Consider the following 25,099-nt stretch of genomic DNA (forward strand, 5'->3'; position numbering starts at 1 on the left):
GGCCCCGGTTGCGGCCAGTGCGCCGGCCCCGATCGAGGCACCGGCGCCGCGCGCCCCGGCGGCCAAGCCGGTGAGCGGCAAGGGCGGCAAGCAGACCCGGACTACGCTGCTGGATTTGAACGATAAAGTCTGCAAATGGCCGATTGGTCACCCCGGCGAGGCGGACTTCCATTTCTGCGGCAAGGGCGCCCAGGCCGGCTTCCCCTATTGCACGGAGCATTGCCTGGTCGCTTACCAGGCGCAGATGCCGCGCAAGGATCGGCCGCGGCAGTTGCCGCCCCTTCCGGGTGCACCGCGCCGCTGAAACAGCGCGAAATCGCTGGTCATTGTGTCCAGCGGGTGCCCGCTGGTGGCCGTGCGGTCCGGCCAAGTGGCCGGCACTCCGGTTTTTGCGCATTGCCCGCAACGCCCCTGCCCTTTACGTTCGCGTAAAGGGAGAATGACGCCGTGCGTTCAACAGATTTCGATGTCCTGATCGTTGGCGCCGGCCTGTCCGGCATTGGCGCTGCCGTCCACCTCCAGCAAAATTGCCCAAACGAGACCTGGGCGATCCTGGAAGGCCGCGACGCCATCGGCGGCACCTGGGATCTGTTCCGCTATCCCGGCATCCGTTCCGATTCCGACATGTACACGCTCGGCTATCGCTTCAAGCCGTGGAAATCCGCCAAGGCCATCGCCGACGGCCCGTCCATCCGCGCCTATATCCGCGAGACGGCCGAGGAGCATGGCATCACGCCGCACATCCGCTTTGGCCACAAGGTGACGGCCGCCGCGTGGGACAGCGCCACCGCCCGCTGGACGGTCACCACCGCCAAGGGCCCCCTCACCTGCCGTTTCCTCTACATGTGCAGCGGTTACTACAACTACGGCCAGGGCCACCGCCCGACCTGGGAGGGCGAGGCAGACTTCACCGGCCAGATCATCCACCCGCAATTCTGGCCCGAAAATCTCGACTACAGCGGCAAGCGCGTCGTCGTCATCGGCTCCGGCGCCACCGCGGTCACGCTGGTGCCCGCCATGGCCAGCACCGCCGCGCACGTGACGATGCTGCAACGCACGCCGACCTGGATGGTCTCCCGCCCCGGCAGCGACGTCATCGCCAATGTGCTGAAGGCGATCCTGCCGGCGCAGATGGCCTACAACATGGTGCGCTGGAAGAATGTCACCATGGGCCAGTGGTTCTACAAGCAGACCCGCACCAATCCGTCCAAGGTGCGCGAGGCGCTGCTGAAGCGGCTCGCCAAGCTGCTGCCCGCCGATTACGACCTCGAAACCCACTTCACCCCCGGCTACAACCCGTGGGACCAGCGGCTGTGCCTCGTCCCCGATGCCGACCTGTTCAAGGCGATCAGCGCCGGCCAGGCCAGCATCGTCACCGACCAGATTGAGCGGTTCGAGAGCAATGGCATCCGCTTGCGCAGCGGCCAGCTGCTCGAAGCCGACATCATCGTCACCGCCACCGGCCTGAAACTGGAAGCGCTCGGCGGCATGAGCCTCATTGTCGATGGCCAGCCCCGCCGCATCGCGGACAGCCTGGCCTACAAGGGCATGATGTTTTCCGGCATCCCCAACCTCGCCCAGAGCTTCGGCTATATCAACGCCAGCTGGACGCTCCGCTCCGACCTGATCGCCGATTATGTCTGCCGCCTGCTCAACCACATGCGCCGGGAGGGCGTGGACATCGCCACCCCCACCCCGGCGCCCGACGTGGTGCCGGAACGGCTCGCGATGGATCTGCAATCAGGTTACGTCCAGCGCGGCGCCGATGCCCTGCCCCGCTCCGGCAACCGCGCGCCGTGGCTGGTGACGGCCAATTACACCTATGACCGCAAGGAGCTGCTCGACGGCCCGGTGACGGACGAGATGGTCTTCGCCAAGGCCCGCAGCGCCGCCCCGGCGCGCGTGCTGGAAGCGGCCGAGTGATGGGGCTGGGCAATTTCACCCCCTCCCTCAATCGTCACCCCGGACTTGATCCGGGGTCCCGCTTGCTTCGGGCGGGCAAGAAAGCGGGGCCCCGGATCAAGTCCGGGGCGACGGGGGTTATTGGTGGGGTTGCCCTTCTTGTCTCACTCCTCGCCACCACGGCCACCGCCCAACCCGTCACGCCCCCCACCGACACCGCCACCCTTGAGGCCATCCGCCTGATCGACGCCTGGGCCGACGCCGGCCAGGTCTATGGCCGCTGGCCGGCCTATTCGATCGCCATCGGCCAGAACGGCAAGCTGCACTGGTCAAAAGGCTATGGCACCATCGATGCGGCGCAGAAGGTGCCGGCGCGCGGCGACACCATCTATTCGATCTGCTCCATCTCCAAGCTGTTCACCGCGGTGGCCGTGATGCAGCAGTGGGAGGCCGGCAAGCTGCGGCTGGACGAGCCGATCACCACCTATCTGCCCTGGGCCGCGCCCAAGCCCGACGGCCGCGATTCCGTGCCCATCACCCTGCGCGCCCTGCTCACCCACTCGGCCGGCGTCCAGCGGGACAGTGATGTCGGCAACTGGACCGGGCCGGGCTATATCTTCCCCACCCGCGATCACCTGAAGGCCGAAATCGGCCAGCACACGCCGCTCTATCCGGTGGGCCGCACCTACCAATACAGCAATGTCGGCCTCACCCTGGCCGGCGAGGCGGCGATGGCGGTTTCCGGCAAGGATTACGCCAGCCTCGTCACCAATGGCATCATCGCCCCGCTCGGCCTCACCGACACGCGGCCCGATCACCCCTACGCCCTGATCGGCACGCGCATGGCCGTCGGCTGGAGCCCGCTCACCCGCGCCGGCACCCGCACGCTGCTCAGCCGCTTCGACGCCCGCGCCATCACGCCCGCCGCCGGCTTCACCAGCACCGCGGAAGACCTGGTGCGCTTCGGCCTGTGGCAGATCGGCCTGCTCGCGCAAGACAGCGCGCCCGCTCAGCCCGGCGTGCTCAAACCCAGCACGCTGAAGGAAATGCAGCGCATCCAGTTCGTCGATCCGGTCAACGATGGCAGCTGGGGCCTGGGCTTCTTCAACGAAGCCGCCCCCGAAGGCCATTATATCGGCCACGACGGCAGCTGCCCCGGCTATCACACGGCCATGCTGATCCGGCCCGACAGCGAGACTGCGGTGGCCGTGATGACCACCGACAATCACGAAACCTGGGCCGATACCAAGCAGGTCCACAAACTGCTCGACGCCCGCCGCGCCCACCAGTGGACCAAGGCCGGCGAACCCCTGCCCCCCATCGCCCTCAATCTCGAAGACTATGCCGGCCGCTACCTCAACAACACCTGGAACAACGAAACGCTCGTCCTCCCCTGGAACGGCGGCCTCGTCACCCTCGACCTCCCCGACCCCGACGCCGCCGCCCACCTGAGCTTCCTCAAACCCCTCGCCAAGGACCGCTTCCGCCGCCTCGCCAAGGACGGCAGCGCCATGCACGAGGTGACGTTCGTGCGGGATGCGTCAGGGCGCGTGGTGGCGAAGGAGGAGTTTTACCAACGCTCGGTGCGGGACGCGGGGGCGGCCAAGTAAGAGGGGCTGCGGCCGGCAGGGGCTGAGCCCCTGCACCCGCTTTTGCTAGCGTTGCCTATTGTTGGACTTTGAGCCGTAGGCGGACGGTATGATTGAAAGCGGGTGAAGTGTGTTTACTTCCGCTTGTGCAATATCATTAATTGCAGCGATGCAACCAGCTCTGGCTATTTTCATTCAGCACTCGACCCTCTAACGCTCTGCATAATCAGTCATACCGATGGTCAACCCGCACGTTGTACGGACAGCATAATGATCTGGGAAAGCCGCTACTGGAAAGATCCACTGCTGAAGATGGCAGAAAGAATTGAGTTTTATAGTCAAAAGGATAGCCTTACGGAACGGCAAGGGGCTCAATACGAGCGAGACTTTTTCGTTGGATATTACACGGTCAGAAAGCTTTTCGAATCGGCAGGAAAAGTCAGCGACGAAACGAGAGCCTTAAAGCTTTCGTTGGCTTGGTTCCCCAAGAAAACAGCCGCTCCAATCGTGGACTGGTATAACCGCAACGAAATCTGGGATCTCTATGAACTAGACAACCGTCACCACGAGCAGCGTGATGCCCTCTTCGTCGCACATCGAGTGATCCATAGCTTCATCATGGTCGGTGGCTCAGCCGGAGCGGGAGACCAAAGCGGAGATTATTTTACGAGCGATCGTGACAAAGAGAAGCGACTTTACTTTGTTCCTGCAATCGAGACAGTCTCCCTGTTTCGAGCTGTGGGCAGAGATTATCCGAATTTCATTTCTTGGAAGGATGAAGTAACTGGTGAACGAATGTGGCGCGCGCCGGCAGAAAAGGATGAAAAATCCAATGGGTAGGTTCGAGTCCAATTCAGCATGATCGGGCGACGCAAGCAGACGTTTTTTGCAATGTACGAATTGCTTCGAGCGATTGAGGCAGATCGGGAGGATTTGACTCGCGTGCGCCAACTGAACATGTTGCTGCTTAAAGAAATCCTACGTTCCGAGAGGAACATCGCTAGGCATAAATCCGCAATCAAAACGCTGCGGGCGCAACTCAAAACAGCGCGTGGATCACGCGAGGACGCAAACCAAGTCCGGCGAGCGATCTCGCGCACTGAGCGCTACGTGGAAGGATACTATCAGCAGCGCTATATCTGGAAGTGCTTCGGCGATGGGCTTGCTTACATCTATCTCGACAAATATGCAGCCAAGCATAGCTTCTACGGCACCGATACCTACGACGTAAAGCCATCGGCGGGCATGCTCAGCGGCAAAGATGGATTGGTGAACGAAGTCGCTTGTCTCTTCTCGGCGCTCGACCATAGGGTGCCATCAGTCTTGTGCGACGTCACTAACACGTTGCGATATGGCGATGTCTGCTTGCTCGGTGCATCCGATCCATACCCGATCGAGGTTAAGTCGCGCCTTGGCCTCAATCAGCGCGGTAGGCGTCAAGCCACTGCTCTTAAGCGGCTTACCGATTTCCTCGAAGCTGATGAGTCAGTCAATTTTCGTACTCCAGGGGTAACGCGGCGTGTCGAGATAACCGTCAAGGAGCACAACTACCGAGATGCAATGAATGCCTGCATTGCTGACGCGGCGAGCAACGGCTTAGCATTCGTGCAGCCCGAAGAAGGCTTAGTTTACATTGCAACATACACCGACGTACCACCCGAAGCGTTCGTCTCGATGCAGGCGGGCGGACCTTGGGTTATGGTCATGCTCAATGACGACAAGACTGCAGGTACTTGGGCACCATATGAGCCGTTTACGCTTTCGATACGAGATAGCAGGCATCTTTTAGATTTCATCGAAGGTCGTTTGATCCTGATCGTAGCATTCGATGGCGGCAAGCTTGCAGAATCGATGAAGCGCCCCGGTTGGGACGCGCGATTTGATGGCGACGCAAAAGCCGCGATCCAGGTTCACCATCAGCCGACAGGCGCGCTATTTGGTGTCTCCCGCCAATTTGTAAACAGAATTGCTTTCGAATTTGTAGCTCCGTCTTGGGTCGTCGAAAGTCAGACTCTAGCTATTGACGAATTAAGGCAGGCTACGGCCCGATTGAAAGCTTCAGAACTACCGCCTGGAGCCAGCCCTGAGGCACTCCGCCTAGAGCATTTCGGCAAGGGTGCCGATATCTGGCCGGAGACGCCACAGCAAACCGAATAGGTGACCAGAAGCCAGCAGACAAAACAAGCGCCAACGCAAAGAAGCGGGTGCAGGGACTGCGTCCCTGCCCGCCGGAGGCCCCTCTTCCTCCTCCTCCGTCAAATTCGCTCCTTCACATACGCCCCCGGCGCATCCTCGATGGTCTTGTGCGCCCCCTTCCCCGGCACGCGCGGCTTCACCTGTTTGCCGGAGCGCGGCCCCAGCCAGGCGATCCAGTCGGGCCACCAGCTGCCTTTGGTTTCCTTCGCACCCGAAACAAACGCGTCGAAGGTGGGGGCGGTGGAGTCGCCGGTCCAGTATTGATATTTGCCGGATGACGGCGGGTTGACGACGCCGGCGATATGGCCGCTGCCGGCGAGGACGAAGCGGGTTTCGCCGGTGAAGGCCTTGGTGAGTTTGAAGGCGGAGCGGGCCGGGGCGATATGATCTTCCTTGCCGCCCTGGATGTAGCTGGGGGTCTTGACCAGGCTGAGGTCCACGGGCGTGCCGCACACGGTCATGCCGCCGGGTTTGGCGAGCAGGTTGTCGCGGTACATTTCGTTGATGTACTGGCGGTGCCAGCGGGCCGGGACGTTGGTGGCGTCGCTGTTCCAATAGAGCAGATCGAAGGGGAAATAATCCTTCCCCAGCATGTAGTTGTTGACGACATAGTTCCAGATCAGGTCGTTGGAGCGCAGCAGGTTGAAGGTGGTCGCCATGTAGCGGCCGTCGAGATAGGGCTTGTCGCCGGTCATCTTCTCCATCGTGTCGATGCTGGCGTCGTCCACGAAGAGTTTCAGCTCCCCGGCGTCGCAGAAATCGACCTGGGCGGTGAAGAAGGTGGCGCTGGCGACCTGGGCCGCCTCCCCCCTGGCGGCCAGCACGGCGAGCGCGGCGGAGAGGGTGGTGCCGGCGACGCAATAACCGATGGTGTGGACCTGATCGACGCCGCAGATCTCGCGCACGACCTTCAGCGCCGTGAACATGCCTTCATCGACATAGGTATCGACCGTGGCATCGGCGAGCGTTTCGTCGGCGTTCTTCCAGCTGACAACGAAGACGGTGAGGCCCTGGCTCACGGCCCAGCGGATGAAGCTTTTTTCGGCGGTGAGATCGAGGATGTAGAATTTGTTGATCCACGGCGGGAAGATCAGCAGCGGGGTTTCGAACACGGTTTCGGTGGTGGGGGCATATTGGATCAGCTGGAACAGGCGGTTCTGATAGACGATTTTGCCCGGCGTGATGGCGACGTTGCGGCCGACCTCAAAGGCGTTCTCGTCGGTCATCTTCATGCGGCCGGACTGGAGATCGCCGAGCAGATGTTCGAGGCCCTTCAGCAGATTGGCGCCGCCGCTGTCGACCGTCGCCTTCAGCACATCGGGGTTGGTCATCGCGAAGTTGGAGGGGCTCATCGCGTCGACGAACTGCTTGATGAGGAAGCGGGCCTTATCTTGCTCGGCCGGCTCCAGGCCATCGAGGCTGTGGGCGGCCTCCATGATGTGGCTGGCGGTGAGGAGGTAGGATTGGCGCAGGAAATCGAAGGCCGGCGTTTCGGCCCAGGCAGGGCTGGCGAAGCGTTTGTCCTTGATATGCGCCGGCTCGCCATCTGGGAGGAGGAAGCGCTGCCACAGTGCCATGGCGTCGTTCATGTAGCGCGTCTGCATCTCGACCAGCTTCGCCGGATCAGACAGCATCGCCGTCCACGCCTTTTGCCAGGTGGCCATCACGCCGAGCGGATCGGCGATCATCGGCGGGGCGCTGTGCTCCTTGGTCCAGAATTCCAGCATCATCTGCTGGCCCTTGCCCATCAGATCGGTGATCTTCTGGAAATTCTCCTGGGCCTGCGTCTGCAGGGCTTCCGGGTCGGTCAATTCGGGCATCGCGCGTCTCCTGCCCCACTGTGCCCTTGCAAGCGCCGCTTTGCCAAGCCCGGCGACATGGGTTATGGGCGAAATGGCCGGCGTTTCCGGCACGAAGGATGAACGGCGTGAACAGCGCGGCCATCATTGCCAGCATCGCCCCCGGCGCAGCCATCGCTGCCGCCGCGGCTGCTGCTGCGGCCGCTACCAGGCCGCCAGCCGACTGAGGGACACGCAACATCGTTTCTCTCTCACCGGCGGCGGCGGAACAAATCGGTTCCTCCGCCGCTTTTCTTTTGTTCATCGCTTGCCTAAGGCAACAGCATCAGCCCAACGGAACTGGCCATGCAGGACGAATTCTACCGCATCAAACGTTTGCCGCCCTATGTGATCGCGGAAGTGAACGCCATGCGGGCCGCAGCACGGGCCCGCGGGGACGACATCATCGATCTGGGCATGGGCAATCCCGATCTGCCGCCGCCGCCGCACGTGATCGCCAAGCTGGCCGAAGTGGCCGCCAAGCCGGACGCGCATGGCTATTCGGCGTCGAAGGGCATTCCCGGCCTGCGCCGCGCCCAGGCGGCTTATTATGATCGCCGCTTCGGGGTGCAGCTCGATCCCGAAAGCGAAGTGGTGGTGACGCTGGGTTCGAAGGAGGGCCTCGCCAACCTTGCCCAGGCGATCACTGCACCGGGTGACGTGGTGCTGGCGCCCAACCCGTCCTACCCCATCCACACCTTCGGCTTCATCATTGCCGGGGCCACCATCCGCTCCGTGCCGACGACGCCGGACGAACGCTATTTTGAAGCGCTGGAGCGGGCCGTGCGGTTCACGGTGCCGCGGCCGAGCGTGCTGGTGATGGGCTATCCGAGCAACCCCACCGCCGAAGTCGCCGATCTGGCCTTTTACGAGCGCGTGGTGGCCTTTGCGAAGAAGCACAATATCTGGGTGCTCAGCGATCTGGCCTATTCGGAAATCTATTTCGACGGCCAGCCTACCCCGTCGATCCTGCAGGTGCCGGGCGCCAAGGATGTGGCGATCGAGTTCACCTCGATGTCGAAGACCTATTCGATGGCCGGCTGGCGCATCGGCTTCGCCGTCGGCAACAAGACACTGATTTCGGCGCTCACGCGGGTGAAGTCCTACCTCGATTATGGCGCCTTCACGCCAATCCAGGCCGCGGCCGTCGCGGCGCTGAACGGCCCGCAGGATATCGTCGCGCAGAATCGCGAGCTGTATCACCGCCGCCGCGACGTGATGGTGGAAGCCTTTGGCCGCGCCGGCTGGGACATCCCGCCGCCGCGCGCCAGCATGTTCGCCTGGGCGCCGCTGCCGCCAGCACTGGCGCATCTTGGGAGCCTGGAATTCTCCAAGCAGCTGCTCACCCACGCCGGCGTCGCCGTGGCGCCGGGCGTGGGCTATGGCGAGGATGGCGAAGGCTTCGTCCGCATCGCGCTGGTGGAGAACGAGCAGCGCCTGCGCCAGGCCGCGCGCAATATCCGCAAATATCTGCAATCGATGGGCGTCAACACGCCGTCGGTGAAGGCGGGGACGTGAGGCGTGAACTACGCTGAGGCCTTTCAGCGACTGGGCTATCGCCTTGCCGCTCCACGAACCGATTGGAGTGCGGCGAACGAGGATGGCGTTTGCCTGACGCTTTGGAAAGTAGAACTGGACCCCGAGTACAAACGTCGCCGGCTCGATAGCAGAAAGAACTGCGGTCCGATTGAAGAGTGGCCAGCTCGTGGCAAGAATCTGCGCCATCAACATCTGTCGCAAGCTGTTGATCAGCATGATGGCTGGGTTGATGTGATTATTGTTCACGGTACGCCGGGTGTCGGCTTTGGCGACGCTGATCCTTGGGTTGTGCGAGACCGAAAGTCACGTTGGAGGGTCGTTTCTTTCGACCGGGAAACGGGACATTTCGTAGTCGAATTGGTCCCGACGGAAGGCAAATGAAAATGAATGCACTGCGTATCGGGATTGCCGGGCTGGGCAATGTTGGCGCGGGTGTCGTCAAGATCCTGAGCCAGAATGCCGAATTGGTCGCCAAGCGGGCCGGACGGCCGATCGTGGTCACCGCTGTGTCAGCACGGGATCGCAGCCGGGATCGCGGCGTGTCGCTGGACGGCATCGCCTGGGTTGATGATGCCGCCGAACTCGCCACCCGCGATGATGTCGATGTGGTGGTGGAGCTGATCGGCGGCAGCGACGGCCCGGCGCTTACCCTGGCACGGCGCACGCTGAAGGCGGGCAAGCCGCTGGTCACCGCCAACAAGGCGATGCTGGCCCACCATGGCCTCGAACTCGCCGAAGCCGCCGAAACCGCCGGCCTGCCGCTGAAATATGAAGCGGCCGTGGCGGGCGGCATCCCGGTGATCAAGGGCCTGGCCGAAGGCGCCGCGGCCAACCGCATCGCCCGCGTCTATGGCCTGATGAACGGCACCTGCAACTATATCCTGTCGCGCATGGAGGCCGAAGGGCTGGGCTTTGCCGAGGTGCTGGCCGACGCGCAGGCGCTGGGCTTTGCCGAGGCGGACCCAAGCTTTGACATTGACGGCATCGATACCGCCCACAAGCTCTCGATCCTCGCCGCGCTGGCCTTTGGCGCCCGCATCGATTTTGCCGGCGTCGCCTGCCACGGCATCCGCAATGTCGCCGCCGCCGATATCGCCCAGGCCGCCGCGCTGGGCTTCCGCATCAAGCTGGTGGGCCTTGCCGAAGCGGAAGATGGCCAGTTGTTCCAGCGCGTCCACCCGGCGCTGGTGCCGATCGACCACCCGATTGCCACCACCATGGGCAGCCTCAACGCCGTCGTGGTGGAAGGCGATTTCGTGGGCCGGCTGTTCTTCCAGGGTCGCGGCGCCGGCGAAGGGCCAACGGCCAGCGCCGTGGTTGCCGATCTGGTGGATATCGCCCGCGGTGATGTGCGGCCGCCGTTCGTGATGCCGGTGGCTGATCTGGCCGCCCTGCCCCGCGCCCCGGCGGCCGACCGGCGTGGACGCTATTATCTGCGCCTGTCGGTGGCTGACCGGGCCGGCGTGCTCGCCGAACTGACGGCGGCGCTGCGGGATTGCGGCGTGTCCATCGAAAGTCTCGTCCAGCGCGGCACCAGCGGCAGCGATGCCATGGTGGTGATGGTCACCCACGAGGCGCGCGAGGCCGACGTGCTGGAAAGCCTGGCCCGCATGGCTGCCTCGCCCGCTGTCGCCGGGCAGCCGGTGATGATGCACATATTGGATTTTTGACGCCTTCCGCCTGTCATCCGGCGCGCCTACAAGCGGTCATCTTTCGATTCGACGGTGGGAAATTCACGAATGTCGGCTCCAAGCCATGTCCTTGATCGCGTGCTCGTGCTCGAAATGGTGCGCGTCACCGAATATGCCGCCATTGGCGCCTCCAAACTGATCGGGCGCGGCGATGAAAAGGCCGCCGATGCCGCCGCCGTGGAAGCCATGCGCGGCGCGCTCAACATGCTGGATTTCGACGGCACGGTGGTGATCGGCGAAGGCGAGCGCGACGAGGCGCCGATGCTCTATATCGGCGAGAAGGTCGGCAAGGCCATTGGCACCGGCCCGCGCATCGATATCGCGCTGGACCCGCTGGAAGGCACCACCATCACGGCCAAGGCCGGCCCCAACGCGCTCGCCGTGCTGGCCATCGCCGAGGAAGGTGGCCTGCTGAATGCGCCCGACGTCTATATGGACAAGATCGCGGTTGGCCCCGGCTATCCCGAAGGCGTGATCGATCTGGCCAAGACGCCGACCGAGAATGTGAAGGCGGTCGCCGCCGCCAAGGGCGTGGCCCCCGGGGACATCATCATCTGTGTGCTCGACCGGCCGCGCCACGAGGCGCTGATCGCCGAACTGCGCGGCCTGGGCTGCGGCATCATGCTGATCCCCGATGGCGATGTCGCCGGCGTGATCGCCACCACCAACCCGGAAACCGGCATCGATCTCTACATGGGCCAGGGCGGCGCGCCGGAAGGTGTGCTGGCCGCCGCGGCGCTGCGCTGCGTGGGCGGGCAGATGCAGGGCCGCCTTGTCTTCCGCAACGAGGACGAGCGCAGCCGGGCGCGGCGCTGGGGCATCACCGATCTGGATCGCATCTATGGCCTCACCGACATGGCCAAGGGCGATTGCATCTTTGCCGCCACCGGCGTCACCGATGGTTCGATGCTGAAGGGCGTCAAGCGCCGCAAGGATGGCGTGGTCACCACCGAAAGCGTGGTGATGCGGGCGTCCACCGGCACCGTGCGCCGGGTGAGCGGCGAGCATCGCGCCGACCGCCATCCGTAAGGGCGGCACTTGCCTGAATCCACTGCTGCCCGCATGGATGGGCGCATGGACCAACGCCCGGTTTTCAACGTCACCACCTCGCTGACCGGCCAGCGCTGGGCCTGGCGTGGTGGCATTGCGCCGGGGGGCGATCCGACCGGGCGGGCCGAGGACGAGCTGCTGCATCACCTGTTCCGCACGCGCGGCGCCGATCCGGCCGATTTTGCCCGGCTGAAGACGCCCACCCTGCGCGACTGGCTGCCCGATCCGGCGATTTTCCACGACATGGAGCGCGCCGCCGAACGCATCGCCGATGCCGTGAAGGCTGGCGAGCATATCATCATCTATGGCGATTATGATGTGGATGGCGCCACGTCGGCCGCCGTGATGATCCGCTATCTGCGCGCCATTGGCGGCAAGGTTGGCCATTATATCCCGGACCGGCTGCTGGAAGGCTATGGCCCGTCGGCCGAGGCGCTGGTGGCGCTGAAACAGGCCGGGGCGGACCTGGTGGTGACGGTGGATTGCGGCACGCAGGGCTTTGCCGCGCTGGAGGCCGCGCGAGATGCCGGGCTGGACGTGATCGTGGTCGATCACCACAAGGCCGGCACCGCCCTGCCCCCGGCGATCGCGCTGGTGAACCCCAACCGGCTCGACGAAGCGCCCGACGCGGCGGCCCATGGCCATCTGGCGGCGGTGGGCGTGGCCTTCCTGCTGTGCGTGGCCTTGAACCGCCTGCTGCGCGCCCGGGGTGTGTTTGCGGACCGCGACGAGCCCAATCTGATGGAGCTGATCGACCTGGTGGCGCTCGGCACGGTTGCCGATGTGGCGGCGCTGAAGGGGCTGAACCGGGCGTTCGTGACCCAGGGCCTCAAGGTGATGGGCAAGCGCGCCAACATCGGCATCGCGGCGCTGTGCGATGCGGCGCGGCTGTCGCGCAGCCCGGTGGCGCGTGATCTCGGCTTTGCGCTGGGGCCACGGGTGAATGCCGGCGGTCGCGTGGGCCAGGCCGATCTGGGCGTGCGGCTGCTCACCACCCATGATGCCGGCGAGGCGGCGCGGATTGCCGCCGAGCTTGACCGCCTGAACCAGGAGCGCCGCGCCATCGAGCAGGCGGTGACAGAGGCGGCGCTGGGCATGGCAATCGAAGCGCCCGGCTGCACGCTGGTTGCGGGCGAAGGCTGGCACCCGGGCGTGATCGGCATCGTCGCCAGTCGCCTGAAGGAGAAGATGAACCGCCCCGCCATCGTGATTGCGGTGGGCGAGGATGGCATCGCCAAGGGCTCTGGCCGCAGCATCACCGGGGTCGACCTGGGCGCGGCCGTGCTGGCGGCCAAGGATCACGGCCTGCTGATGGCCGGCGGTGGCCATGCCATGGCGGCGGGGCTGACCGTGACGGCCGACGGGATTGCCGCGCTCGATGCCTTCCTGAACGAGCGGCTGGCCGAAGCGGTGGCGGCGGCAACGGCCGACCGTGCGCTTTCCATCGATGCCGCCGTCGCGCCGCGCGGGCTCAATGCCGGCTTGGTCGACGTGCTGGAAACCGCAGGCCCCTATGGCCAGGGCTGGTCCGCCCCGCGCATCGCTGCCGGGCCGTTCCAGATCGTTGACAGCCGCATTGTCGGCGAAAACCATCTCCGGCTGCAACTCACCGGGCCAGACGGCGGCCGCATCAAGGCGATGGCCTGGCGGCAGGGCGACACCGACTATGGCGCGGCCCTGCAGGGCGCGCGCGGCCGCCCAGTGCACGTCGCCGGCCGGGTGAAGCGCGACGAGTGGACCGGTGGCAACGCGGTCGAACTCGAGCTCGACGATGCGGCATTTGCTGATTGAACCGGCTTTTTTTGGTCAAGGGTGTTGACGCAGCCGGCCAAGGCCAATAACAGGCGGCCTCTCGCTGCTGGCCCCTTCGTCTAGCGGTCTAGGACGTCGCCCTTTCACGGCGAAAACACGGGTTCGAGTCCCGTAGGGGTCACCAATTCCAGGCACGGTCTATCGAACCCGTGCCGCTGTTGTGGGCGGATCGGCAAGCCGATCCTTCGTGGTTCGAGTCCCATAGGGGTCACCATCACAACGGCAGGCAATTCGCCTGCCGTTTTGCGTTTCAGGGCGGTAACTTGCGCTTGTGCGCTGTCGGGTGCAGGCTGTGCGTCCTTTCCGCTGCCAGCGAGGCATGCTCCATGACCGAAGCCACCATGACCGCCGCCGCTCCTCCTGCCGGCGGGGGGCGGATGCGTGCGCCCAGCCTGCTGCTCACGCTGTCGGAAGGCCGCGGCCTGGCCGAGTTCATGGCCGGCGTGGCGATGCGGCCGTTGATGATGACGGCGCCGCGCGGTGATGGCCATCCGGTGATGGTGCTGCCCGGCTTCATGGCCAGTGACCGCTCCACCAGCTTCCTGCGCACCTATCTCACCGACATGGGCCATGATGCCCGCGCCTGGGGCCTGGGCCGCAATCTCGGCCGCTTCTATCGGATGCGCGATATCCTGAGCCGGCAGCTGCTCGATCTCCATGCCGAAACCGGCCGCAAGGTGTCACTGGTCGGCTGGAGCCTGGGCGGCGTCTTCTCGCGCTATCTCGCCCTCACCCACCCCGAGATCGTGCGCGGTGTCGTCACGCTGGGCAGCCCGTTTTCCGGCGACATCAACGCCACCAACGCCAAGCGCCTGTATGAATATATGTCGGGCGAAGGGGAACCTGATCCGAACGATCTGGCGCGGCTGGCCGGTGACCTGCCGGTGCGCAACAGCTCCATCTACACCAAGCTGGATGGCGTCGTGAACTGGCGCACCTGCATCGCGCGGCCGGCCGCCAATGCCGAGAATATCGAGGTGCACCTGGCCAGCCATCTCGGCATCGGCGGCAATCCGGCGGCGCTGTGGGCAGTGGCCGACCGCCTGGCGCTGGCCGAGGGCCAGTTCACCCCGTTCAGCCGCAAGGGGCCCTTCGGCTTCGCCTACGCCCCGGCCACTTGACTTTGCCGCCCTGAGGCCAGCACTCTCCAAAATGGGAGAAGATGACTGGTCGCCGGTTGGCGCCGGCGTGAGGGGGGAATCATGGCTGAAGCAGTGAAGCTGTCGTCGCTGGACGCGTCCTTCCTCTACATGGAAACGCCGGAGATGCCGATGCATGTCGGCTCGCTGTCGATGTTCCAGCTGCCCAAGGGCTACAAGGGCGATTATTTCGAGGATTTCAAGGCGCAGATCGCCGATCGGCTCGACGATGCGCCGATGCTGAAGCGCAAGCTGGCATCGACCGTGCTGGACCTTGCCAACCCGAGCTGGGTGGAGGACGAGCAGTTCGACATCGATCGCCAGATCTTCCGCGCCAGCCTGGCCGCGCCGCACGACATGGCCGCCCTGAAGCGCACCGTGGGCTGGATGCATGCCAAGCTGCTCAACCGCGCCCGGCCGCTGTGGGAATTCTATCTGTTTGAAAACATGCCGGGCAACCAGGTCGGGCTCTATGTGAAGATCCACCATGCCCTGATCGATGGCGGTGCCGGCATGGCGCTCACGAAGATCATATATGACGTGGTGCCAAACCCGCCGCCGCGCGTGCGGGAGGCCGCCGCCAAAACAGAAGAACCGGCCAAGGCCGCGCCGCCGCTGGCCGAAACCGCCAGCACCGCGATGGAGAGCTATCTGCGCTTCTGGCAGCAGCCGTTCGACGCCAGCGCCGCCAGCAATTTCAGCCTGCCACGATCGGGCAAGACCGATCTGGGTTCGGTGCTGATGGACCATATGGCTGCCCAAGTCGAACTGGGCGTCAAGATGGCCGCGGCACTGCCGGCAATGGCGGGGGCGGCCGCGCGCACCATGGCGAGCCTGCTCGACCCGTCGCGTGTGTCGGACCTGAAGAACATGGTCGCGCCCAAGACGCCGCTCAACAAGGCGATCAGTTCGGAACGCGCCTTTGCCACCATCACCCTGCCGCTCTCCCGCGTGAAGGCTGTCGGCAAGGCGGCTGGCGGCTCGATCAACGACATGGTGATGGCGATTTCCGCCGGCATCCTGCGGCGCTACCTGCAGGAGACGGACAGCCTGCCCGACCGACCGCTGTCGGCCGGGGTGCCGATTTCCCTGCGCGAAGAGGGCAATGCCAACGCCAACAACCAGGTGTTTGGCATGATCTGCCCGCTGGCGACCGACATCGCCGATCCGAAGCAGCGGCTGGCGACGATCATCGGCGAGGCCCGCAAATCCAAGGAGATGGTGAGCCCGTTCAAGGATTTCGTGCCCATCATTTCGGGCGCGTCCACCCTGGGCCTGCCGATGGCGGCGCAGATCGCCTCGCTCTTCTATTCGCGTTCCGGCCTGTCGGATGTGCTGCCGCCGCCAATCAACGTCTGCATTTCCAATGTGCCTGGCCCGCGCATGTCGCTCTACGCAGCCGGCGCCGAGTTGCTGCACCTCTATCCCGTCTCCATCGTCACCCACGGCATGGCGCTGAACATCACGGTGCAGAGCTATCGCGACCAGCTGGAATTCGGCCTGATTGCCGGCGCCAACATCCTGCCCGACGTGCAGCGCCTGGCCGACATGATGGCCGACGAACTTGACGTGCTGGAACAGGCCTTCGCCCAGGCCGCCTGACACCGCGCCGCCGTCGCCACCGTGGTTGACGGCGATTCATATTGATCGGAATTGGCTCTAAACCGGATGTTAACGCCGGGCTGTTAACAACACAGTCTGGTATGTATCGTAAGCAGTTCATTTTCCTCGGCATCGTAGCCGCTTTGGGACTGGAAGCATCAGCTTCCGCGGCCGAGATCCAGATTCTCAAGGGCGATGCCGGCAAAAGCTACATCTCGATCTCGGGACGGATCGAGCAGCAGGACGCCAGCATCTTTGCGGACGCGGTGCGATCGAGCCGGGCTGACACGGTCATTCTCGACAGCCCGGGCGGCTCGGCCGGTGCTGCCATGGAAATTGGCCGGCTGATCAGAGCCAGGGGCATGAGCACGGTCGTCACCCGCAGTGGCTATTGTGTTTCCGCCTGTGGATTGGTCTGGGTGGCCGGCGCCCGCCGAATCCTGACGCCAGGGGCGCGTGTCGGTTTCCACGCCACCTTCACGACGCGGGACAATATGCGGATGGAATCGGGCGTGGGCAACGCGCTGATCGGCCGTTATCTCACGCTGCTGAACCTGCCCGAACGCGCTGTTGTCTTTGCGACCACGGCGGCACCTGAAAAGCTGAACTGGCTTGATGGGGACAACAAGGGGTCTTCCGGAATTGATCTGGAAACCGTTGAAAGCGATTATCCCGGTCAGGTGACTGTCGCTTCCGCAGTGAAATCGGCGGATCTTCCCAAATCCTTGCCCGGGCAAGAGTCAGAGCGTTTGGCATTTCAGAAGCGATAACGCCCGCTTCTTTCCCTCTTCTTCAGTCAATTGGCGCCGTGGGGGACTCTGGTCTTCCGGTTCTGCTGAGCCACTATCTTCATGTTAATTAACGTGAAGATGATGTTTGTTACACTCTGTTGACACTCTGCATTCGTTCATTTAGCTTGCCATTATGTTAAGTCTTTTGCGTAACGTGGCCACGGCGGTCGATGCGAAGCCCTGGCTCCGCGCGCTGGTTTTTGTCCTCATCGTGCTGGCCTTCCCGACAGGCTATGTCATGGTCGAGGCGTCGGCGGGCAACCCCAAGGCCAATAGACTTCTGGCTGCGCCAAGGGCCTTCATTGCGGCACGATCACCCGGTCTGCGCGGCGCGGCGCCATTTGCAACCACCAAGCTGGCCCTGACAAAGCTTGTCTCCGCGCTCACCAAGCCTGATCCGGGCAAGCCGCCGCCCGATTCGCAAGCGCTGCTCGATCCCGTGCCAAAAACCCCTGTCGCGCTGACCAGCACGCCCCTGCTGGTCAATGATCTGCCCGGCTTCGATCTGGCTGGCCCGGTTGAAACATTCACGGATCCCGGCGGGGGTTCTCTGCCGCCTGGCGGGATTTTTCCCGGCTGGGACGATCCGCGTATCGCCGTGCTGCCGCCGGGCGGAGGTGGCGGTGGTGGTGGAGGCGGCGGCGGCGGAGGTCCTCCGCCACCACCGCCGCCACCGCCGCCTCCCCCTCCGGGCCCGCAATCAACCGTGCCTGAGCCTGATACGTGGCTGATGATGATTGTCGGATTTCTGGCGGTCGGCTCCGTGCTCAGGCTTCGCAAGCAGACGGTTGGCACCAAGGTCTGACACGGTGAGGCTGACCGGCATTTCGCAACCTAGCCGATTGCAGCTGCGCACTTGGGTGTCCGTCATCGGATTGGTCGCCATCGGCATCTGTGCCGTGATCACCACGCCGGCCAGGCAACGCGCCGCGGCTCCGCTCGTCCTGGCCAAACCGGCGCCGGCGTCTGAAGGGCCGCGGGTCTATTATTCCCGGATCAGCGCGCCGACCCTGACCCTGGCCGATGGCCGGAACCGGCGCGTTCTCAGCATGCTGAACATCCGCCACAAGCTGAACTTCGGTGACTTTGTGTGGGATGACAGAGGCATAGCTGACGGTGAGACCTGGATCATGGTTGACCTCAAGGGACAGACCATGTCCGTGTTCCGGGGTGGCCACGAAATCGGGGCAACGGCCGTGCTTTATGGGGCAGACAGCAAGCCCACGCCTGCCGGCGTGTTTCCGGTCCTGGAAAAGGCGCGGACGCATCGTTCGACCCTGTATGATGCCGAGATGCCCTTCATGCTGCGCCTGTCGTGGGATGGCGTCGCGATCCATGCCAGCAATGTGCAAGTCGGCCAGGCAACCCACGGCTGCATCGGCGTACCGCCGGCGTTTGCAAAGCGGCTGTACAACCAGGTTCAGCTTGGCGATCTCGTCTCGGTCGCGAAGGCATAAAGCGCACGCTCAGCGGTTGGCTGGCCAGGCCCCGTCGGGCAGCGTCAAAGCCCCACACTGGCGCCGCCAGCCCGGCCAAGGCATTGACGCGCCATGCAGCGCCCCCGCACCGTCCCCTCGTCCCGCCTGTCACGCCTGGCTGGCTTTGGCCGGCTGGCCGGCGGCATTGCCGGCAATGTGCTGGGCGGCGGCGCGCGCGAGGTGTTGAAGGGCCAGCGGCCCGATCTGCCCAGCCTGCTGCTCACCCCCGCCAACGCCAGGCGCCTGGCCGACGAGCTGGCGCGGCTGCGCGGCGCGGCGATGAAGCTGGGCCAGCTGATCTCCATGGACGGCGGCGAGGTGCTGCCGCGCGAATTGGCTGATATTCTCGCCCGGCTGCGCGCCGAGGCCGATCCGATGCCGGCAAGGCAGCTGGAACAAGTACTGGTGGATGGCTGGGGGCCAGACTGGCGCGCGCAGTTCCAGCGGTTTGACATGGCGCCGATCGCCGCGGCGTCGATTGGCCAGGTCCATCGCGCGGTGGCGCTCGACGGGCGGGATCTTGCCATCAAGGTGCAATATCCCGGCGTCGCCGCCAGCATCGATGCCGATGTCGACAATGTGGCGACGCTGGTGAAGCTGTCGGGCCTGCTGCCAGCCAGCTTCGCCATTGATCCGCTGCTGGCCGAGGCCAAGCGCCAGCTGCACGAGGAGGCCGATTACGCCCGCGAAGGTGCCATGCTCGCCCGCTATGGCGCGCTCGCCGCCGATTGGCCGGAGGTGGTGGTGCCGGCGCTGGCCGCCGACCTGTCGCGCCCGACGATATTGGCCATGAGCCACGTGAAGGGCGTCGCCATCGACAAGGCTGCCGCCCTGCCCCAGGCCGAACGCGACCGGCTGATGACGCTGATGCTGCGCATCCTGATGGCCGAACTGTTCGACTGGCGGGTGATGCAGACCGATCCCAACTTCGCCAACTACCGCTATGATCTCAACAGCGCCCGGCTGGTGCTGCTCGATTTCGGCGCAGCGCGGGTGGTGCCGGATTCCATCAGCGATGGCTATCGCGCCCTGCTCGCCTCGGGCCTGGCCGGCGATGATGCGGCGCTGCTGGGCGCCATGGCCGGCATCGGCATCCTGCCACCGAACGCGCCGGCGGCGATGGCGGACACGATCCTCGCCATGGCCCGTGACGGCTTTGCGCCGCTCAGGATGGATGGCGCCTTCGATTTCGGCGCTGGCGGCCTTGCCGGCAATCTGAAGGACCAGTCCCAGGCGCTCGTCGGCCAGCGCGAGCATTTCATCGCGCCGCCGCCCGACATCCTGTTCATCCAGCGCAAGATCGCCGGCATGTATCTGCTGGCGGCCCGCATGAAAGCCCGCGTCGACGTGGCGGCGCTGGTCCGCCCTTATACGGGCAGCACGCAGGCATCCACCCAGCCGCGCCCGACGAGGGCCGCGAGCCGCTGAGGCGCGATTTCCACCGAGCTTTCCCGGCTGCCGGCGGCCGGGAACACGGTGGCAAAGGCCTGGAGCGACACATCGACCCACACTGGCACGTCCGTCGCCAGCCCGAACGGGCAGACGCCGCCGACGGCGTGCCCCGTCACCGCCAGCGTTTCCTCGGCATCCAGCATGCGCGGCTTGCCGCCCAGCGCGTCGCGCGCCTTGCGGTTGTCGAGCCGGGCATCGCCGCGCGTCACCAGCAACAGCACCTCGCCATTCACCCGCATCGCCAATGTCTTGGCGATCCGCGCCGGCTCCACGCCCAGCGCCACCGCGGCTTCGGCCACGGTCGCAGTGGAGATGCCGGGGATGATCACCGGCACGTCGGGGGCATGGGCGGCCAGCCAGCGAAGCACGTCTTCATGAGCCATGGCGCTGGAATTGCCTGCAATCGCCGCGACGCACAAGAGTATTGCATTGACAATACAGTGAGGCTGCGGCAGCCAATCTGCATCGGCTGGTCCACAGCATCATCACTCCATGGGGGACACCATGCGACTCATCTCCACGGCGCTCACCGCGCTGTTGCTGGCTGGTGCCAGCCACGCCCAACCGACAGCTGAGCCGACCGCGGCCGACCTGGTTGCGAAGAATCTTGCCGCGCGCGGCGGCCAGGCCGCGCTGGCCGGGCTGAAGAGCGTTCGCTTCGAAGGCAAGCTGATCTTCCCCGGCGGCTTCGAGTTGACCTACAACGAGCTGCGCAGCGGCGGCGCCGTGCGCATCGAGGCCGCGCTGCAGGGCCTGGCACTGGTGCAGGCCTATGACGGCAAGGGCGGCGGCTGGCGCATCAACCCGTTCCAGGGCCGCAAGGACGCCGAGAAGATGGGCGACGACGAAGCGCGCAGCCTGGCCGACAGCGCCAGCATTGCCGGCGTGCTGCTCGCGGCGGCTGGCGAAGGCGCCACGGTGACGGCGCTGGGCCGCGAGGATTTTGACGGCACCAATTGCTACAAGCTGAAGGTGACCCAGAAGGATGGCGACGAGTTCGTCTACCTCATCGACCCCGACTCCATGCTGGAAGTGAAGATCATCGAAACAAGGCGCATCCGCGGCGCAGTGCAGGTGAACGAGAGCGAGATGGGCGATTACGAGGCCGTGGGCGGCGTGATGTTCCCGATGTCGATCGAGAGCGGCCCGCAGGGATCGAGCCAGCGCCAACGCACCATCATCGCCAAGGCCACTGCCAACCCCGACGCCCCGGCCACGCTGTTCACGCAGCCGGCCAATTGAAGGGAGCCCAGGACATGATCCGCATTGCACTTCTGGCCGGTTCGGCCCTCGCCCTCACCGCCGCCCTGCCCGCCATGGCCGCCGCCCCGGCTAGCGCCGGCATTTCCGGGCTGGGCATCCGCAACATCGGTTCGGCCGCCATGTCGGGCCGCATCGCCGCCATTGCGGCGCGCACCGAAGATGATGGCAAGGTGACGATTTTCGTCGGCGCCGCGTCGGGCGGGGTGTGGAAATCCGAAGACGGCGGCACGACCTTCGCGCCAAAGTTCGATCGGCAGCCGGTGCAGTCGATCGGCGCGGTGACGCTGGATCCCACCAACAAGCGCATAGTGTGGGTGGGCACCGGCGAAAGCTGGACGCGCAACAGTGTTTCGGTGGGCAATGGTGTCTACAAGTCCACCGACGGCGGCGACAACTGGACCCATATGGGCCTGCCGAATGCCGAGCGTATCGCCGATATCGTGGTCCACCCCACCAACAGCGACATCGTCTATGTCTGCGCCACTGGCGCGCTGTGGAGCGACAGCGCCGAACGCGGTGTCTACAAGACCACCGACGGCGGCAAGACCTGGGCGCAGATCGTGAAAGCCCCCAACCTGTCCACCGGCTGCTCGTCCATCAATCTCAATCCGGCCAATCCGGACGAGATCATGGTCGGCCTGTGGGACTTCCGCCGCAAGGGCTGGAGCTTCCGCTCCGGCGGTGATGGCCCGGATGCGCCGTCGGGCAGCGCGCTGTTGCGCAGCGACAATGGCGGCGCGACCTGGACGAAGCTGGATGCGGCCAACACCAAGGGCCTGCCGGCCGGACCGTGGGGCCGGATCGAGGTGGTGCACGCGCCCTCCAGGCCCGCCCGGGTCTATGCCTTCATCGAAAGTGTGAAGTCTGCGCTCTATGTCTCTGATGATGGTGGCAAGACGTTCGAAGCGCGCGACCGCAGCCAGTTCATGGTGTGGCGGCCCTTCTATTTCGCCAAGCTGGTGGTGGACCCGACCAACGCCGATCGCCTGTTCAAGATGAACCTGCAGGTGATCGTGTCGGAAGACGCCGGCAAGAGCTTCACCAACACCGCTGGCGGCAGCCATGCCGACTGGCACGATGTGTGGGTGAACCCCAAGAACCCCAAGCATCTGATCGGCGCCGACGATGGCGGCTTGTGGATCAGCTATGACGGCGGCAGCAAGTGGTGGCACGCCCGCAACCTGCCGGTCAGCCAATTCTATCACGTCGCCATCGACGAGAAGGACCCCTATCAGGTCTATGGCGGCCTGCAGGATAACAGCAGCTGGGTGGGCGACAGCGAGTATCCGGGCGGCATCACCAACCACCGCTGGGAAAATCTCTATGGCGGCGATGGTTTCTGGGTGCTGCCGGATCCGACCAGCCCCGATCATGTCTATGCCGAATATCAGGGCGGCAATCTGGCCTGGATCAACCGCAAGACGCTGGAACAGAAGGCGATCCAGCCCAAGGCCGGCTACAAGGAGAAATTGCGCTTCAACTGGAACACGCCGCTGGCGCTCTCCCCGCACGACAAGACCGTGCTCTACATGGGCAGCCAGTATCTCCATCGCACGCGCGACCATGGCAACACGTGGGAACGCATTTCGCCCGATCTGACCACCAACAACCCGCTGAAGCAGCAGCAGGAAAAATCGGGCGGCATCACCGTCGACAATTCGTCGGCCGAAATGCACACCACCATCTATTCGATCAGCGAAAGCCCGAAGGCGGCCGGCACCATCTGGGTGGGCACTGACGATGGCAATGTGCAGGTGACGACCAATGGCGGCACCAGCTGGACCAATGTGACCAAGGCGCTGAAGCTGGGGCCGGACAATTGGGTGAGCTGGGTCGAAGCCAGCCAGCATGACGCCGCGACGGCCTATGTAGCGGTTGATCGCCATGTGTTTGGCGACATGGCCGCGCACATCTTTGTCACCCGCGATGGCGGCAAGTCGTTCACGCGGCTGGCCGGGCCGACGACGGCCGGAATCCGCGGTTATGCCCATGTGATCAAGGAAGACCGCGTCGATCCGAAGATCCTCTATGCCGGCACCGAATTCGGGCTGTTCATCAGCCGCGACGCCGGGGCGAACTGGGAAGCCTTCCGGCCGGGCAACTTCCCGGCGGTGGCGGTGCGTGATCTCGCCCAGTCGAAGAAGGGCGACGATCTGGTGCTGGCCACGCACGGGCGCGGCATGTGGATCATCGACGATGTCTCGCCGCTCAGGAGCCTCACGCCGCAAGTGGTCGCCTCCAACGTGACGCTGATCGCCTCGACGCCGGTGGAACAGCGCATCCAGGGCAATGGCGGCTGGTCGGAAGGCGACGCCAATTTCGTGGGCGACAATCCGGCGTCGGGCGCGGTGATCACCTATTACCAGAAGGCTCGCCACGTCATCGGCCGCATGAAGCTGGAGATCATCGGCCCGGATGGCAATCTGGTGGAAGAACTGCCGACCTCCAAGCGCAAGGGGGTCAACCGGGTGGAATGGTCGATGCTGACCAAGCCGCCGGTGGTGCCGCCGGCGGCCAGCGTGGCCTTCAACTCGATCCGCGGCCAGCGCGTGCTGCCCGGTCAGTACAAGGTGCGGCTGACCAAGGCCGGTGAAGTGACCGAGGTGCCGCTGACCATCACCACCGATGCGCGGGCGACCTTCACGGTGGCTGACCAGCAGGCGCAATATGCGGCGGCCGAGCGGGTGAAGACGCTGTTCCGCCGCATGACCGGGCTGACCTTCGGCCTCGTGGCGCTGAAGCAGGGCGCCGAAAAGGCCGCGGCTGATCCGGGCGCCACCCCAGCGGCGAAGAAGGCCGCGCAGGACCTGGCCGGCAAGGCCGACGCCCTGCGCAAGCAGGTGGTCGCCACCACCGAAGGCGGTGCCATCACCGGCGAGGAACGGCTGCGCGAGAACATGGACGCGGCCTATGGCCAGATCGTCAGCACCGAAGGCCGGCCGCCGGCCTATGCCATCGCTCGGGTCGATGCGCTGGAGAAGGAACTGAAGGAAGTCGAGGACGCCTTTGCCGCCCTGAAGGCGACCAAGGCCGCGGCGCTGAACAGCGCGCTCCGCCAGGCCGGCGTGGCGCCGATCAGCCTGGCCGAGGTCGAGGTCGATCTAGAGCCCACCGGCGGCAAGATCGAGATGATCACCGAGCGTCTGATCGGCACCCGCTTCTGGGGCAGTTTCGGCAGCCTGACCGCCCGGCAAGAGGTGGATTGATGCCGGCCGCCGGGCTGCTGGCCCTGGCGCTCGGCACGTCGGTTCCGCTGGCGGCGCAGGCCGCTGAGCCGCGGCTGCCCGCCGAAGCGCTGATCACCGTCACCGCCCCCGCCCTGCCCGGCCGGGTGTTCAGCCCCGGCGTCGGCCTGTCGGGCGAGGCACTGCTCGATCGGCAACCGCGCAGCATTGCCGACGCCGTGCGCGGCCTGCCTGGCGTGTCGATCCGCCCCAATTCGCGCGGCGAAAGCGTGATCCGGGTGCGCGGCAGCGAGGAACGGCAGACGCAGGTGTTTCTCGATGGTGCGCCGCTGGCAGTGCCCTGGGATGGTCGCGTCGATATCGGGCTGGTCCCCGCCGCGCTGCTGGGCGGGCTGACGGTGCGCAAGGGCGCCGGCGCCATCGAATATGGCGCCAATGCCGTCGCCGGCGTGCTCGATCTCACCACCCGCAGCAGCGGCGCGGTCGGCATCGCGCAGGGCGGGCCCTATGCGCTCAAGAATCTGTCGGCGGCCGGCGTGGTGCCGCTGGGCGGGCTGCGGCTCACGCTCGCC

21 protein-coding genes and 1 tRNA gene are annotated in these 25,099 nt (G+C 65.1%); 20 read left to right on the plus strand and 2 right to left on the minus strand.

Features of this window, described 5'->3' with window-relative positions:
• The 5 genes from GJ693_RS04940 to GJ693_RS04960 form a co-directional block, all read left to right on the plus strand.
• Positions 1 to 304: GcrA family cell cycle regulator (locus GJ693_RS04940; protein ID WP_156255221.1), on the plus strand; the 304-nt coding region annotated here is incomplete at its 5' end.
• A gap of 143 nt (positions 305 to 447) precedes the next feature.
• Positions 448 to 1,923 (plus strand): flavin-containing monooxygenase, encoded by a 1,476-nt coding sequence (locus GJ693_RS04945; protein ID WP_156255222.1) that lies wholly within the window; start codon positions 448 to 450, stop codon positions 1,921 to 1,923.
• Positions 1,923 to 3,512 (plus strand): serine hydrolase domain-containing protein, encoded by a 1,590-nt coding sequence (locus GJ693_RS04950; RefSeq protein WP_235902648.1) that lies wholly within the window; start codon positions 1,923 to 1,925, stop codon positions 3,510 to 3,512. Before GJ693_RS04945 ends, GJ693_RS04950 begins: the two co-directional genes overlap by 1 nt.
• A gap of 249 nt (positions 3,513 to 3,761) precedes the next feature.
• The gene (locus GJ693_RS04955; RefSeq protein WP_197041970.1) at positions 3,762 to 4,331 is read left to right on the plus strand and encodes a hypothetical protein; all 570 of its coding nucleotides are present in this window, start codon (positions 3,762 to 3,764) and stop codon (positions 4,329 to 4,331) included.
• 18 nt (positions 4,332 to 4,349) lie between these two features.
• A complete protein-coding gene (locus tag GJ693_RS04960) occupies positions 4,350 to 5,648 on the plus strand; it encodes a hypothetical protein (protein ID WP_156255224.1) in 1,299 nt (432 codons plus the stop codon).
• 98 nt (positions 5,649 to 5,746) lie between these two features.
• Here the strand turns inward: GJ693_RS04960 and GJ693_RS04965 are convergent, their stop codons facing one another.
• Positions 5,747 to 7,507: a PHA/PHB synthase family protein gene (locus tag GJ693_RS04965; protein ID WP_156255225.1), complete on the minus strand. Its 1,761-nt coding sequence runs from the start codon at positions 7,505 to 7,507 to the stop codon at positions 5,747 to 5,749.
• Between the two features lie 324 nt (positions 7,508 to 7,831).
• On the opposite strand from GJ693_RS04965, the gene GJ693_RS04970 reads away from it, so the two are divergent.
• The 12 genes from GJ693_RS04970 (at position 7,832) to GJ693_RS05025 (ending at position 20,055) form a co-directional block, all read left to right on the plus strand.
• The gene (locus tag GJ693_RS04970; protein WP_156255226.1) at positions 7,832 to 9,043 is read left to right on the plus strand and encodes an LL-diaminopimelate aminotransferase; all 1,212 of its coding nucleotides are present in this window, start codon (positions 7,832 to 7,834) and stop codon (positions 9,041 to 9,043) included.
• Between the two features lie 3 nt (positions 9,044 to 9,046).
• Positions 9,047 to 9,445 carry a hypothetical protein gene (locus GJ693_RS04975; RefSeq protein WP_156255227.1) on the plus strand — a complete coding sequence of 133 codons (399 nt, stop codon included), beginning with the start codon at positions 9,047 to 9,049 and terminating at the stop codon, positions 9,443 to 9,445.
• 2 nt (positions 9,446 to 9,447) lie between these two features.
• Positions 9,448 to 10,734: a homoserine dehydrogenase gene (locus tag GJ693_RS04980; protein WP_156255228.1), complete on the plus strand. Its 1,287-nt coding sequence runs from the start codon at positions 9,448 to 9,450 to the stop codon at positions 10,732 to 10,734.
• A gap of 69 nt (positions 10,735 to 10,803) precedes the next feature.
• Positions 10,804 to 11,784, plus strand: coding sequence for a class II fructose-bisphosphatase (gene glpX / locus GJ693_RS04985; protein WP_156255229.1), 981 nt, complete (start codon positions 10,804 to 10,806; stop codon positions 11,782 to 11,784).
• A 45-nt stretch (positions 11,785 to 11,829) separates the two neighbouring features.
• The gene (recJ, locus tag GJ693_RS04990) at positions 11,830 to 13,596 is read left to right on the plus strand and encodes a single-stranded-DNA-specific exonuclease RecJ (RefSeq protein ID WP_156255230.1); all 1,767 of its coding nucleotides are present in this window, start codon (positions 11,830 to 11,832) and stop codon (positions 13,594 to 13,596) included.
• 69 nt (positions 13,597 to 13,665) lie between these two features.
• A tRNA-Glu gene (locus tag GJ693_RS04995) sits at positions 13,666 to 13,741 on the plus strand.
• A gap of 202 nt (positions 13,742 to 13,943) precedes the next feature.
• Positions 13,944 to 14,738, plus strand: a complete 795-nt coding sequence (locus tag GJ693_RS05000; protein ID WP_156255231.1) for an esterase/lipase family protein — start codon at positions 13,944 to 13,946, stop codon at positions 14,736 to 14,738.
• An 81-nt stretch (positions 14,739 to 14,819) separates the two neighbouring features.
• The gene (locus tag GJ693_RS05005; protein WP_156255232.1) at positions 14,820 to 16,358 is read left to right on the plus strand and encodes a WS/DGAT/MGAT family O-acyltransferase; all 1,539 of its coding nucleotides are present in this window, start codon (positions 14,820 to 14,822) and stop codon (positions 16,356 to 16,358) included.
• A 101-nt stretch (positions 16,359 to 16,459) separates the two neighbouring features.
• Positions 16,460 to 17,128, plus strand: a complete 669-nt coding sequence (locus tag GJ693_RS05010) for a COG3904 family protein (RefSeq protein WP_197041972.1) — start codon at positions 16,460 to 16,462, stop codon at positions 17,126 to 17,128.
• Positions 17,129 to 17,282: 154 nt separating this feature from the next.
• On the plus strand, positions 17,283 to 17,954 hold the full coding sequence (locus tag GJ693_RS05015) for a PEPxxWA-CTERM sorting domain-containing protein (protein ID WP_235902644.1): 672 nt from the start codon (positions 17,283 to 17,285) through the stop codon (positions 17,952 to 17,954).
• A gap of 4 nt (positions 17,955 to 17,958) precedes the next feature.
• Complete coding sequence (locus GJ693_RS17450) at positions 17,959 to 18,606, plus strand: L,D-transpeptidase family protein (protein WP_235902646.1); 648 nt, start codon at positions 17,959 to 17,961, stop codon at positions 18,604 to 18,606.
• Positions 18,607 to 18,699: 93 nt separating this feature from the next.
• A complete protein-coding gene (locus tag GJ693_RS05025; RefSeq protein WP_156255235.1) occupies positions 18,700 to 20,055 on the plus strand; it encodes an ABC1 kinase family protein in 1,356 nt (451 codons plus the stop codon).
• Here the strand turns inward: GJ693_RS05025 and GJ693_RS05030 are convergent.
• Positions 19,995 to 20,462, minus strand: a complete 468-nt coding sequence (locus GJ693_RS05030) for a YbaK/EbsC family protein (protein WP_156255236.1) — start codon at positions 20,460 to 20,462, stop codon at positions 19,995 to 19,997. The genes GJ693_RS05025 and GJ693_RS05030 overlap by 61 nt on opposite strands.
• Positions 20,463 to 20,583: 121 nt before the next feature.
• On the opposite strand from GJ693_RS05030, the gene GJ693_RS05035 reads away from it, so the two are divergent.
• From GJ693_RS05035 to GJ693_RS05045, 3 genes are all read left to right on the plus strand, one after another.
• Entirely contained in the window at positions 20,584 to 21,321 is a 738-nt protein-coding gene (locus tag GJ693_RS05035) for a LolA-like protein (protein ID WP_156255237.1), read from the plus strand.
• A gap of 14 nt (positions 21,322 to 21,335) precedes the next feature.
• Positions 21,336 to 24,548 carry a WD40/YVTN/BNR-like repeat-containing protein gene (locus tag GJ693_RS05040; protein ID WP_156255238.1) on the plus strand — a complete coding sequence of 1,071 codons (3,213 nt, stop codon included), beginning with the start codon at positions 21,336 to 21,338 and terminating at the stop codon, positions 24,546 to 24,548.
• Positions 24,548 to 25,099, plus strand: a 552-nt coding sequence (locus GJ693_RS05045; protein WP_156255239.1) for a TonB-dependent receptor, incomplete at its 3' end; no start/stop codon positions are given. The genes GJ693_RS05040 and GJ693_RS05045, both read left to right, overlap by 1 nt.

Origin of the sequence: Sandarakinorhabdus oryzae (assembly GCF_009733735.1) — a bacterium.
In the GTDB taxonomy this organism is placed as follows: domain Bacteria; phylum Pseudomonadota; class Alphaproteobacteria; order Sphingomonadales; family Sphingomonadaceae; genus Sandarakinorhabdus; species Sandarakinorhabdus oryzae.

Excerpts from the sequence above, each read along its gene's own strand:
- GJ693_RS04950 (WP_235902648.1), top strand. The coding sequence starts at position 1,923 with ATGGGGCTGGGCAATTTCACCCCCTCCCTCAATCGTCACCCCGGACTT.
- GJ693_RS04955 (WP_197041970.1), top strand. The coding sequence starts at position 3,762 with ATGATCTGGGAAAGCCGCTACTGGAAAGATCCACTGCTGAAGATGGCA.
- GJ693_RS04960 (WP_156255224.1), top strand. The coding sequence starts at position 4,350 with ATGATCGGGCGACGCAAGCAGACGTTTTTTGCAATGTACGAATTGCTT.
- GJ693_RS04965 (WP_156255225.1), bottom strand. The coding sequence starts at position 7,507 with ATGCCCGAATTGACCGACCCGGAAGCCCTGCAGACGCAGGCCCAGGAG.
- GJ693_RS04970 (WP_156255226.1), top strand. The coding sequence starts at position 7,832 with ATGCAGGACGAATTCTACCGCATCAAACGTTTGCCGCCCTATGTGATC.
- GJ693_RS04980 (WP_156255228.1), top strand. The coding sequence starts at position 9,448 with ATGAATGCACTGCGTATCGGGATTGCCGGGCTGGGCAATGTTGGCGCG.
- glpX (WP_156255229.1), top strand. The coding sequence starts at position 10,804 with ATGTCGGCTCCAAGCCATGTCCTTGATCGCGTGCTCGTGCTCGAAATG.
- recJ (WP_156255230.1), top strand. The coding sequence starts at position 11,830 with ATGGACCAACGCCCGGTTTTCAACGTCACCACCTCGCTGACCGGCCAG.
- GJ693_RS05000 (WP_156255231.1), top strand. The coding sequence starts at position 13,944 with ATGACCGAAGCCACCATGACCGCCGCCGCTCCTCCTGCCGGCGGGGGG.
- GJ693_RS05005 (WP_156255232.1), top strand. The coding sequence starts at position 14,820 with ATGGCTGAAGCAGTGAAGCTGTCGTCGCTGGACGCGTCCTTCCTCTAC.
- GJ693_RS05010 (WP_197041972.1), top strand. The coding sequence starts at position 16,460 with ATGTATCGTAAGCAGTTCATTTTCCTCGGCATCGTAGCCGCTTTGGGA.
- GJ693_RS05015 (WP_235902644.1), top strand. The coding sequence starts at position 17,283 with ATGTTAAGTCTTTTGCGTAACGTGGCCACGGCGGTCGATGCGAAGCCC.
- GJ693_RS05025 (WP_156255235.1), top strand. The coding sequence starts at position 18,700 with ATGCAGCGCCCCCGCACCGTCCCCTCGTCCCGCCTGTCACGCCTGGCT.
- GJ693_RS05030 (WP_156255236.1), bottom strand. The coding sequence starts at position 20,462 with ATGGCTCATGAAGACGTGCTTCGCTGGCTGGCCGCCCATGCCCCCGAC.
- GJ693_RS05035 (WP_156255237.1), top strand. The coding sequence starts at position 20,584 with ATGCGACTCATCTCCACGGCGCTCACCGCGCTGTTGCTGGCTGGTGCC.
- GJ693_RS05040 (WP_156255238.1), top strand. The coding sequence starts at position 21,336 with ATGATCCGCATTGCACTTCTGGCCGGTTCGGCCCTCGCCCTCACCGCC.